This is a genomic window from Prevotella melaninogenica (genome assembly GCF_003609775.1).
In the GTDB taxonomy this organism is placed as follows: domain Bacteria; phylum Bacteroidota; class Bacteroidia; order Bacteroidales; family Bacteroidaceae; genus Prevotella; species Prevotella melaninogenica_A.
In genome coordinates this window covers 1,426,661-1,439,179 of record NZ_AP018049.1, presented here as the reverse complement: position 1 = coordinate 1,439,179, position 12,519 = coordinate 1,426,661, and the positions used below count along the sequence as shown (strand labels likewise).

The 12,519-nt window shown below is 43.0% G+C and carries 5 protein-coding genes and 3 rRNA genes; 7 read left to right on the top strand and 1 reads right to left on the bottom strand.

The genetic code is table 11. From position 1 onward, the window contains the following. Positions 1-337 precede the first annotated feature (337 nt). On the bottom strand, positions 338-1,066 hold the full coding sequence (locus PMEL_RS05855) for a Bax inhibitor-1 family protein (RefSeq protein WP_120174385.1): 729 nt from the start codon (positions 1,064-1,066) through the stop codon (positions 338-340). 321 nt (positions 1,067-1,387) lie between these two features. On the opposite strand from PMEL_RS05855, the gene PMEL_RS05850 reads away from it, so the two are divergent. The 7 genes from PMEL_RS05850 (at position 1,388) to PMEL_RS05805 (ending at position 12,352) form a co-directional block, all read left to right on the top strand. Then, positions 1,388-1,864 (top strand): arginine repressor, encoded by a 477-nt coding sequence (locus PMEL_RS05850; protein WP_120174384.1) that lies wholly within the window; start codon positions 1,388-1,390, stop codon positions 1,862-1,864. A gap of 939 nt (positions 1,865-2,803) precedes the next feature. After that, a complete protein-coding gene (locus PMEL_RS05840; protein WP_120174382.1) occupies positions 2,804-3,358 on the top strand; it encodes a helix-turn-helix domain-containing protein in 555 nt (184 codons plus the stop codon). A gap of 141 nt (positions 3,359-3,499) precedes the next feature. Next, on the top strand, positions 3,500-5,173 hold the full coding sequence (locus PMEL_RS05835; protein WP_120174381.1) for an AMP-binding protein: 1,674 nt from the start codon (positions 3,500-3,502) through the stop codon (positions 5,171-5,173). Positions 5,174-5,658: 485 nt separating this feature from the next. Continuing rightward, a 16S ribosomal RNA gene (locus PMEL_RS05825) occupies positions 5,659-7,189 on the top strand. Between the two features lie 380 nt (positions 7,190-7,569). Further along, positions 7,570-10,473, top strand: a 23S ribosomal RNA gene (locus tag PMEL_RS05820). A gap of 234 nt (positions 10,474-10,707) precedes the next feature. After that, a 5S ribosomal RNA gene (gene rrf, locus PMEL_RS05815) occupies positions 10,708-10,820 on the top strand. The 16S, 23S and 5S rRNA genes sit together here, the layout of an rRNA operon. Positions 10,821-11,185: 365 nt before the next feature. Further along, positions 11,186-12,352, top strand: coding sequence for a sensor histidine kinase (locus PMEL_RS05805; RefSeq protein WP_120174379.1), 1,167 nt, complete (start codon positions 11,186-11,188; stop codon positions 12,350-12,352). Positions 12,353-12,519: the final 167 nt, after the last annotated feature.

Here is a 12,519-nt window from a genome sequence, read left to right as displayed (position 1 = left end):
TTAATTATTCAAGGATTGTTTGTGCTTTCTGCCACCTCAAAACCTTTTTTGGGGTGATTGATAGGAGTGTTTTCTTTCTTTTTGATAGTTAGCCTGCGTTTTGTTTTAAAAGTAGTAATAGAGGGTGATGTTTTAGGATTATAGGATAAGTAAATTAGTCTTTGTTTACAATATATATAAAAGATAGTAATTTTTAGCTTTCCGTAAATAAAGATAAATGCGTACTTTGTGTCCTTTCGGGAGGAAGATATAAACTCTGTCTTCCTTCTTGTATATCTATAAATAAAAAAAGGACAACCTAAAAAGGCTGTCCTTATATGTTTGATTCTTCCTTTGTTTAGTCTCGGCTGTTTCCGAGGAAACGGAGGAGATAAAGGAAGAGGTTGATAAAGTCGAGGTAAAGGCTCAATGAACCGAGAAGTGCAATCTTCTGTGCTCCTTCACCAGCGTCAGGTGCCATCAATAGGTTTTGCTTAATCTTCTGTGCATCCCAAGCTGTAAGACCTGTGAAGACAAGAACACCGATACCACTCACGATGAAGTCGAACATTGCGCTCTTCAGGAAGATGTTCACAATTCCTGCGATGATAAGACCAATCAGTGCCATGAAAAGAATACCGCCCATCTTGGTTAAATCCTTCTTAGTTGTTGAACCAATCAATGCCATAGCACCGAAGGTTCCTGCAGTAACAAAGAAGGTTTTAGCAATAGCTGCTGACGAGAAGGCTGCAAAAATCCATCCTAAGGTAAATCCATTGATGGCAGCAAAGACGATAAACCATACTGTTGCTGCAACGAGTGATAGTTTCTGGATGCGTGAAGAGAGATACCATACGATACCTACTTCTACTAAGCCTGCCACGAGTAGTGGACCGCGTCCCATATAGAGGAGTTGGATGAGGGCTGGAGAGTTTCCTGCTCCATAAGCTATAACACCAGTGATGGCAAGTGCCATAGCCATCCACACATATACCTTACGCATCAATGATGGAAATACACGTGACATTTCTAAGTCGCGCTCCTGGCTGCTTGTCACGTTTGTGAAATTGTCAAAATTCATATTCATAATCTTTTTTTGTTTGTTTTCTTTTCTCTGTTGCCGACGTGCAGTCGACTCTGTGGCATAACTGCCTTATATCTCTTGTTATGCAAATGCTATGCCATTTAGTTACAAATATAATAGAAAGATTGTAGACTGACAAATATGATGTCTATTTTTTATTAATTTTATAATACTCTATTCGTGTAGACTCTTGTTTACTTTCTTTTTAATTTATGCATAAGATGTGGTATAATAATGCTATTTCTTGTATTTATCTGCATTTTTATTTGCATAAACAAAAGATTTTGCATACTTTTGCAAGCGAATCAGAATATATATACGGTTATGAAGGTAAAAAACAGTAGACTTGAAGCATTGAAGATGTTGATTTCAAGTATGGAACTTAGTTCCCAGGAAGAAGTTTTGAAGGTATTAGAGAAAGAAGGCTTCAAATTGACTCAGGCAACATTGAGTCGTGATCTCAAGCAGTTGAAAGTAGCAAAGGCTGCTTCTATGAATGGAAAATATGTATATGTTCTGCCAAATGAGACAATGTATCGTCGTGTGACGACACCACGTAAAGCAACGGAAATGTTGCAGCGAAGTGGTTATGTATCGGTGAACATATCAGGGCAATTGGCTATTGTCAAGACGCGCCCGGGTTATGCCAGTGCACTTGCATACGATATTGATAACTCTGATTCACCTTATATATTAGGCTCTATTGCGGGTGATGATACTATTTTCATTGCACTTCGCGAGGGTGCTACACGCGGTCAAGTGTTGGAGGCACTGTCGTATGTAATTCCTGAGATTGGATAAGAAGAGAAAAGCACTTTACATTTCTTATTGGTATTTATGCCAAAAGGATGTTTAGGTTACTTAAAAGTTCGTTTTATAAATTCTATAAGGAGTTTATAAAGCGAGTTTTTTTTGATTTTCCGTTAAATATACAGACACTTTTTCATATAGCTTTAATGGAAGAACCAAAGATTAGATGAAACTGATAGACTACCAAAGCAGTCTTGATAGTCAGTTTTACTCATCTTCCGACACTAAAAACCTTTTCATTCTAACACGTCGAAAAATTGTAGATAAGATTTTGAAAAACCATTACATAAGTACGTGTAAAACTCCTAAAAGAAAGCAGAAAAATACGTATGAGAGGAGAGGTGACAACTATCAGTAAATCAATTGGTTATAAAGTCACACAAGAAAAGGTGCTTAATTAGGCTTCAAAAGGGGCTTAGTAAGACTTCAAAAGGGCATCTATTACAAGTCAATTAGGCGTCTTTTCAAAGCTAAAAGAGTATGTTTTGGTTTTGAGTTACACGAAAATAGTTTACAAATACCGATTGGAATGGGAATAAATTGTTTGTAGAAGCGAAAAGACATAGGCATAGATAGACATAGTCTTTATTTGTTTTTCTACATTTTATCTTGTAATTTGTCCCCTTGTAAGACCATCTGATTTTGAATAGTCATGCTGTCTAAGTATTAAATCTTTATTTTATTGCCATTCCTATGTATTTAATCGAGGAACCTTATTTTTGTGTATTGTTATGAGTTTGGCTTTTCTTAGTGCATAGATAAAATAGGTTTGTTTTTTGTTTCTTGAGTAGATGATAGTATGCACAACCTACCTATAGGTATGTATAAATTTGTTTATTTAATCTGCATAATTCTGAAAATATGTCGCCTTTTGTCTTGGATATAATTTTATTTATTATTTTTGTGAAGAATAAAGTAGTACATTGAATTATGGAAGAAGCGATAAAGCAAATAGGAGAAAGATTAAAGGGCTTACGTGAGGCTTTGGATATTTCTGTACAGGAAATGGCTGAAACTTGTGGTATATCTGAGGAGAAATATTTGAAGATGGAAACAGGTGAGAGTGAGTTGTCTGTGAGTAAGCTGTATAAGGTTTCCCGTAAGTATGACATTGCTTTGGATGCTTTGATGTTTGGTGAGGAACCTCACATGAGTTCTTACTTTCTGACACGTAGAGGAAAGGGCATGAGTGTTGAGCGTAGATATGCTTATAAATATCAAAGTTTGGCAAGTGGTTTTAGTGGCCGAAGAGCTGATCCTTTTCTTGTGACGGTTGAACCAAAGCCAGAAGATGTACCTGTAAATATGGATGTACACCCTGGACAGGAGTTTAATATGGTTTGGGAAGGGCGTATGGATCTTAGGTTAGGGGATAAGCGATTTGTTTTAGAGCCAGGTGATTGCATTTATTTCGATGCTAATCAACCTCATTGTATGCGTGCTTTGGATAACGTACCAATGCGCTTCTTGGCTATTATATTTTAGGTTTAGTTTATTCATAACCTCTAAAGGAATAGTGACGATGGTATATCGTGTACTTTTAGAGAGGGGTATAGTCTTTTAATATGTTTATTTTGTGTGATATAGGAAAACCTATAAAGCATAATGTTAATTTAGAAGAATAAAATGATAGAAAGATATTTAACACAAACACACTTTACTTCAGAGGAAGATTTTCGTGACAACCTGCATTTCGTAGTTCCTGAAACATTTAACTTTGCTTACGATGTTATGGATGAGTGGGCAAAGGTTGCGCCAGAGAAACTGGCATTGTTGTGGACCAGCGAGCGTGGTGAGGAATTGAGGGCTACTTATGCTGAGTTTAAAGAACAAACTGATCAGGCTGCATCTTATTTTCTAAGTCTTGGTATAGGACGTGGCGACAAGGTTATGCTGATATTGAAACGCCATTATCAATGGTGGGTGTCTATGATGGCACTGTGCAAGATTGGGGCAGTAGCTATTCCTGCAACTCACATGTTGACTGCAAAAGATATCGCTTATCGAAATCAGCGTGCATCTGTAAAAGCTATTATATGTGTCAATGATGAGTATGTAACTACGCAGGTTATGGAGGCTATGGCTGAAAGTCCAACGGTAGAGGTACTTGTTGCTGTTAACTCTTTGGCACAGAAGGGTTGTCCTGTTGCTGAAGGATTTCATGATTGGTTTGCTGAATGGGAGAATGCTCCAGCCTTCGTTCGCCCTGAGCATGTGAACGTAAATGAAGATACAATGTTGATGTATTTCACAAGCGGTACCAGTGGTGAACCGAAGATGGTGGCACATGATCATCTCTATGCCTTGGGACACTTGATAACGGGTGTTTTTTGGCATAATCTCGATGAAAATGGTATTCATCTTACCGTGGCTGATACGGGATGGGGTAAGGCTGTATGGGGTAAGCTTTATGGACAATGGTTTGCGGGAGCAACGGTCTTTGTGTATGATCATGAGAAGTTTTCGGCAGAGAAAATTATGCGTATGATGGAGAAGTATCATGTTACTTCTTTCTGTGCTCCTCCAACTATCTACCGTTTTATGCTGCAAGAGGATTTCTCGCAGTATGATCTTTCTGCACTGAAGTATTGCACTACGGCTGGAGAAGCTCTTGAACCTGTCGTTTTTCAGAAGTTTTATAAACTTACAGGTGTCAAGATGATGGAGGGCTTTGGACAAACGGAAACGACAATGACTTTGGGCACTTTCCCTTGGATTAAGCCAAAGCCTAGAAGTATGGGTAAACCGAATCCGCAGTATGATGTCAAACTCTTGAAGTCGGATGGTTCGCCATGTGAGGATGGTGAGAAGGGCGAAATCTGTATAGATACCAGTGCAGGGAAACCAATAGGTCTCTTTAAGGGGTATTATCGGGATACTGAACTGACAGAGAAGGTATGGAATGACAACCTTTATCATACAGGTGACTTGGCATGGCGAGATGAAGAAGGGTATTATTGGTTTGTCGGTCGTGCTGATGATGTTATAAAAAGTTCGGGTTATCGCATTGGCCCATTTGAGGTGGAAAGTGCGTTGATGACCCATCCTGCGGTTGTTGAATGTGCAGTAACGGGTGTGCCAGATGAAATACGTGGCATGATCGTAAAGGCTACAGTTGTTCTTGCTAATGACTGGAAGGATAAGGCTGATGAAGCTTTTGTGAAGGAACTGCAGAGCCATGTGAAGCATGTGACAGCTCCATATAAGTATCCACGAATTATCGAATTTGTGGATGCTTTGCCGAAAACTATCTCTGGTAAGATTCGACGTGTGGAAATTCGTGAACGTGATAAACGGTAAAGGAATTTATTTCTTTTATAAGCGTGTCTGTTATATTATAAGGTGTAGTGCTCAAATTGATGCTGAAAAGAGTGGGATGAAGAAGAAAAATGCACTTTTTTGAAAGTTTTTCTTCAAAACATTTGGTGGGAATGGAAATTCTGTATACCTTTGCACTCGCTTTACAAAACAAGCCACCTGGCAAGTTACTGAAAGCAACAAAAGAAAGAGTTCTTTGAAAAGATTTACATAAACAGAGAAGTAGTACAAGAAGCGTCTGTTTGGTTTTATATCAAATGGATGGGTAAAAGAAACGAACCGATCAATTCATTGTCCCTGCTTTTGAGGCATTGCCTCAAAACAATTAAGGAACAAAAGAAAAGGTGCTTTTTACTTGATACTTTTAGGATAAGCGTTCTGAAACAGAGATTACTCGGTGGAGTGCTTGAGGGATATTGGTATTCATTATCATTCATTACTCATCACTTATCACCAAAACATATTTTACAATGGAGAGTTTGATCCTGGCTCAGGATGAACGCTAGCTACAGGCTTAACACATGCAAGTCGAGGGGAAACGGCATTGAGTGCTTGCACTCTTTGGACGTCGACCGGCGCACGGGTGAGTAACGCGTATCCAACCTTCCCATTACTGTGGGATAACCTGCCGAAAGGCAGACTAATACCGCATAGTCTTCGTTGATGGCATCAGATATGAAGTAAAGATTTATCGGTAATGGATGGGGATGCGTCTGATTAGCTTGTTGGCGGGGTAACAGCCCACCAAGGCAACGATCAGTAGGGGTTCTGAGAGGAAGGTCCCCCACATTGGAACTGAGACACGGTCCAAACTCCTACGGGAGGCAGCAGTGAGGAATATTGGTCAATGGACGGAAGTCTGAACCAGCCAAGTAGCGTGCAGGATGACGGCCCTATGGGTTGTAAACTGCTTTTGTATGGGGATAAAGTTAGGGACGTGTCCCTATTTGCAGGTACCATACGAATAAGGACCGGCTAATTCCGTGCCAGCAGCCGCGGTAATACGGAAGGTCCAGGCGTTATCCGGATTTATTGGGTTTAAAGGGAGCGTAGGCTGGAGATTAAGTGTGTTGTGAAATGTAGACGCTCAACGTCTGAATTGCAGCGCATACTGGTTTCCTTGAGTACGCACAACGTTGGCGGAATTCGTCGTGTAGCGGTGAAATGCTTAGATATGACGAAGAACTCCGATTGCGAAGGCAGCTGACGGGAGCGCAACTGACGCTTAAGCTCGAAGGTGCGGGTATCGAACAGGATTAGATACCCTGGTAGTCCGCACAGTAAACGATGGATGCCCGCTGTTGGTACCTGGTATCAGCGGCTAAGCGAAAGCATTAAGCATCCCACCTGGGGAGTACGCCGGCAACGGTGAAACTCAAAGGAATTGACGGGGGCCCGCACAAGCGGAGGAACATGTGGTTTAATTCGATGATACGCGAGGAACCTTACCCGGGCTTGAATTGCAGAGGAAGGATTTAGAGATAATGACGCCCTTCGGGGCCTCTGTGAAGGTGCTGCATGGTTGTCGTCAGCTCGTGCCGTGAGGTGTCGGCTTAAGTGCCATAACGAGCGCAACCCCTCTCTTCAGTTGCCATCAGGTGATGCTGGGCACTCTGGAGACACTGCCACCGTAAGGTGTGAGGAAGGTGGGGATGACGTCAAATCAGCACGGCCCTTACGTCCGGGGCTACACACGTGTTACAATGGCCGGTACAGAGGGACGGTGTAATGCAAATTGCATCAAATCTTGAAAGCCGGTCCCAGTTCGGACTGGGGTCTGCAACCCGACCCCACGAAGCTGGATTCGCTAGTAATCGCGCATCAGCCATGGCGCGGTGAATACGTTCCCGGGCCTTGTACACACCGCCCGTCAAGCCATGAAAGCCGGGGGTGCCTGAAGTCCGTGACCGGAAGGATCGGCCTAGGGCAAAACTGGTGATTGGGGCTAAGTCGTAACAAGGTAGCCGTACCGGAAGGTGCGGCTGGAACACCTCCTTTCTGGAGAGAATGCTTATTAGTTATTGAGTCGATACGTATTTAATTATATAAGTTGACAATTTAACGGTACTCAAGATGATATAAAGAACCTTTGGTTCGTTTTTCTTCTTGTACTCACTGCACTCTGTATTATATAAATGTAGGAGTTTAGAGTTTAAGGCTCACATAAAGGTTCAAGTCCTTATTCTCCACTTTGCTGTATTTTACAGCACAAGATCTTTGACATATTGACACAAGCAAGACTGTAATGTAGAACTATTCTTTCTATAATGGGAAGAATTAGAATTCTAATTATTGAAGAAACAACTTCAAATTCTTTAGAATCACACAACAGCTGAAAGTATGAGCTACATTCTCTGTGAGTAATTACAGAGAAGGCGAAGAAAGTAAGAAAGGGCGCATGGCGGATGCCTTGGCTCACGGAGGCGATGAAGGACGTGATAAGCTGCGATAAGCCTTGGGTAGGTGCAAATAACCTTTGATCCAAGGATTTCCGAATGGGACAACCCAGCAGGTTGAAGACCTGTTATCACTACATGTCTGTAGTGAGGCGAACGAAGGGAACTGAAACATCTTAGTACCTTTAGGAAGAGAAAATAAATAATGATTCCCCTAGTAGTGGCGAGCGAACGGGGAAGAGCCCAAACCTGCTTTGTGGCAACGCTTAGCAGGGGTTGTAGGACCACGTTGTCGTACTTAGATTGTGAGAAGAATGTTCTGGAAAGATCAATCATAGAGGGTGATAATCCCGTATTCGAAGCATGACGAGACGTAGTGGTATCCTGAGTAACGCGGAACACGTGTAATTCTGCGCGAATCAGCCGGGACCATCCGGTAAGGCTAAATACTCCCGTGAGACCGATAGTGAACGAGTACTGTGAAGGAAAGGTGAAAAGCACTCCGATGAGGAGAGTGAAATAGTTCCTGAAACCATGCGCCTACAAGCGGTCGGAGCCGCGTAAGCGGTGACGGCGTGCCTTTTGCATAATGAACCTACGAGTTACCATGTCTGGCAAGGATAAGCGTCATGAGACGCGCATCCGCAGTGAAAGCGAGCCTGAATAGGGCGTCAAGTCAGATGGGGTAGACGCGAAACCAAGTGATCTACACTTGCCCAGGTTGAAGTTCGGGTAACACCGAATGGAGGACCGCACGGATAAGCGTTGAAAAGCTTCCCGATGAGGTGAGTGTAGGAGTGAAAGGCCAATCAAACTTGGAGATAGCTCGTACTCCCCGAAAGGCATTTAGGTGCCGCGTGCGACGATTTCCATAAGAGGTAGAGCGACCGATAGGTCAAGAGGGCTTCACCGCCTATCGAGACCTGACGAACTCCGAATGCTTATGGACTGCAGTCGTGCAGTAAGGGGGCGGGTGCTAAGGTCCGTCCCCGAGAGGAGAAGAATCCAGACCGCCGTCTAAGGTCCCGAAATTCTGTCTAAGTTAGTCTAACGAAGTCTGGTCCCCGTGACAGCTAGGATGTTGGCTTGGAAGCAGCCATTCATTCAAAGAGTGCGTAACAGCTCACTAGTCGAGGGTCCGGGCATGGATAATAATCGGGTATAAGTCAGATACCGAAGGCGCGGGATAGTAATGTATATTAAAAGTATCGGTAGGGGAGCATTCCATTAGCGTTGAATGGTGCAGGTAACTAATCCTGGAGCTTATGGAAAAGCAAATGTAGGTATAAGTAACGATAAAAAGGGTGAGATTCCCTTTCGCCGAAAGACCGAGGTTTCCCGGGCGATGCCAATCAGCCCGGGGTTAGTCGGGTCCTAAGTCTCAGCCGAATGGCGATGGCGATGGCAGATGCGGTTAATATTCCGCAACTCGCATATACAGTGATGTGGAGACGGAGCAGTGACACTGCCGCGCCCTGACGGAATAGGGCGTTTAAGTGCGTAGGCTATGAGGAAGGCAGGCAAATCCACCTTCCGAGCTGAACCATGAAAGTACAGGTAATCCTTCGGGATAACTTGAGTGCAGGTAATCATACTTCCGAGAAAATCCGCTAAACTTAATGTATATGCGACCCGTACCGCAAACGGACACACGTGGTCGGGTAGAATATACTAAGGCGTTGAGAGATTCATGGTTAAGGAACTAGGCAAATTGACCCCGTAACTTCGGGATAAGGGGTCCTCATAGCAATATGAGGCGCAGAGAATCGGTCCAGGCAACTGTTTAACAAAAACACAGGGCTGTGCAAACTCGAAAGATGATGTATACAGCCTGACACCTGCCCGGTGCCGGAAGGTTAAGAGGAGATGTCACCAGCAATGGGAAGCATTGAATTGAAGCCCCGGTAAACGGCGGCCGTAACTATAACGGTCCTAAGGTAGCGAAATTCCTTGTCGGGTAAGTTCCGACCTGCACGAATGGTGTAATGATCTGGACGCTGTCTCAACCATGAGCTCAGTGAAATTGTAGTATCGGTGAAGATGCCGATTACCCGCGATGGGACGAAAAGACCCCGTGAACCTTTACTACAGCTTAGCATTGACCTTGGTCATCCGATGTGTAGGATAGGCCGGAGGCTTTGAAGCGGGTGCGCCAGCATTCGTGGAGCCATCCTTGAAATACGGCCCTTTGGCTGTCTGAGGTCTAACGCGCTGTTTGCGCGGACACTGCTTGGTGGGTAGTTTGACTGGGGTGGTCGCCTCCAAAAGCGTAACGGAGGCTTCCAAAGGTGCCCTCGGGCCGATTGGTAACCGGCCTTATAGAGTGCAATGGCATAAGGGCGCTTGACTGGGAGGCAGACATGCCGAGCAGGCAGGAAACTGGGGCATAGTGATCCGGCGGACGTGTATGGAAACTCCGTCGCTCAAAGGATAAAAGGTACTCCGGGGATAACAGGCTGATCCCCCCCAAGAGCTCATATCGACGGGGTGGTTTGGCACCTCGATGTCGGCTCGTCACATCCTGGGGCTGGAGAAGGTCCCAAGGGTTGGGCTGTTCGCCCATTAAAGTGGCACGCGAGCTGGGTTCAGAACGTCGTGAGACAGTTCGGTCTCTATCTATCGTGGGCGTTGGAGTTTTGAGTGGTGCTGACACTAGTACGAGAGGACCGTGTTGGACAGACCTCCGGTTTACCAGTTGTGCCGCCAGGTGCACCGCTGGGTATCTGAGTCTGGATTGGATAAGCGCTGAAAGCATCTAAGTGCGAAGCCAGCCGCAAGATGAGAACTCCTCATAAGGGTCGTCATAGACGATGACGTTGATAGGGTGTAGGTGTAAAGACGGTGACGTCAAAGCCGAGCACTACTAATTGCCCGAAACTTTCTTCGGGTCTCCCGCCTCCAAAGTTTGGAGTGCGGGGACCAGTGACTCAGACTTTGAGCTGTGTATTCTTCTTAAAGTAAGGAGATAGGTTCTATATATGTTTTGCTTGTGGAAATACGTCACCTTATACGGCTGACAACTATCAGTAGAGAAATTAAATCTTGTCTACTTGAGAAGGAGAACTTAATAGATATACGCAAAGTATATATAACTTTAAGTAAAGTCATCCGAACGATTTATCAGGTGGTTATTGCGGCGGGGTCCCACCTCTTCCCATTCCGAACAGAGAAGTTAAGCCCGCCTGCGCCGATGGTACTGCAATGCAATGCGGGAGAGTAGGTGGCCGCCTCCTTTTACAAGAGCTCTGAAGAGAAATCTTCGGGGCTCTTTTTTTGTTGTTGGGTGATGGAGATGGGTGATGGTTGTTGAATGTTAGGTGTTGATGATGTGTTGATAGGGGTAAGATATTGTATTGGGCTAATTAAGGCCAATAAGGCTAATAAGCCTAATATTTTTATTAAGGTTACTGGACTAATAGGGTTAATATTTTTGTTTATCACGGCTACCGAGCCTAATAGGCTAAAGCTTAATATTTTTTATTACGGCTATTGGGGCTAACAGGGCTAATGCTTTAATCTAATAAGGTTGATAGGTCTGATATAGCTAATATGATGCACACTTTATAATATTATTTATTTCTTTTCGTTAATTCTTTATATGCAGTGGACTGATAGAATCCGACAGGTAAAGATATTTTTGGTAGTAGCAGCAATTCTTATTGCTGTCGCTTCTATGCTTGTGTCTCGTTATTTAACACGTGATTTGGCAGAGCAGGAGAGAAGTAAGATGCAGGTGTGGGCAGAGGCTATGAAGTCACTTAGTGCAGCAGATGAAAATACGGATTTAAGTCTTGTTTTGAAGGTATTAGATGAAAACCATACTATTCCTGTTGTTGTCTTGGATAGTGACGGAACTGTAACAGAGTATCGGAATATAGAAATTAAAGCACGTAATGGCAAAGATAGCACTAATTATGTTACTTCATTAGGGCAACAGTTGAAAGCTTCTGGTCAGGTTATTCGTATCTCTTTGAGTAAGAATCATAATGATTATATTGATGTTTGTTATGATGATTCATTGATGTTAAAGCGCATTGCTATATATCCTTATGTACAGTTGGGTGTTGTAATGTTATTTGTTATAGTAGCTATTTTCGCCTTACTAACATCAAAGCGTGCAGAGCAAAACAAAGTCTGGGTAGGATTAAGTAAGGAGACGGCACACCAGTTAGGTACCCCTATATCATCACTTATGGCGTGGACAACGATTTTAAAGGAGACTTATCCCGAAGATGAACTTCTACCCGAGCTGGATAAGGATGTGAAACGTTTGCAGCTTATTGCTGATCGTTTCTCTAAGATAGGATCAATTCCAGAGCCTGTGCCATCCAGTCTTAACGAGGTTTTAAACCATGTTGTTGATTATATGGACCGTCGAACATCAAAGAAGATTGAGATGAGGACAGTTCTACCAGCAGATGATATTATTATTAATTTGAATGCATCTCTGTTTGAGTGGGTGATAGAAAACCTTTGTAAGAATGCTGTTGATGCAATGGGAGGGAAGTTTGGAAGTATTACACTTCGTTTAGAAGAAACAGACAAGCGTGCTATTGTTGAAGTGATCGATACAGGTAAAGGAATTAAGAAAAAAGATATAAGAAATGTATTTCGTCCAGGCTTTACCACTAAAGACCGTGGTTGGGGCTTAGGGTTGAGCCTTGCTAAACGTATTGTGGAGGAATATCATCATGGAAAGATATACGTGAAAAGCTCTGAAGTTGGTAAGGGGACAACTTTTCGCATAGAACTTCGAAAAGAGTAGATGCTAATGTGATAGATTTTTTTTCATGAAAATAATATTTTATTTTCATGAAAAAAAATATTTTCGTTCATGATGAAAAATATTTCTTTACGTGAAAATAATTCGGCTTTTATAGTCATATATTCCTGATTTTATTACTGATAGAGTATCATCTGAGTTACAAATGC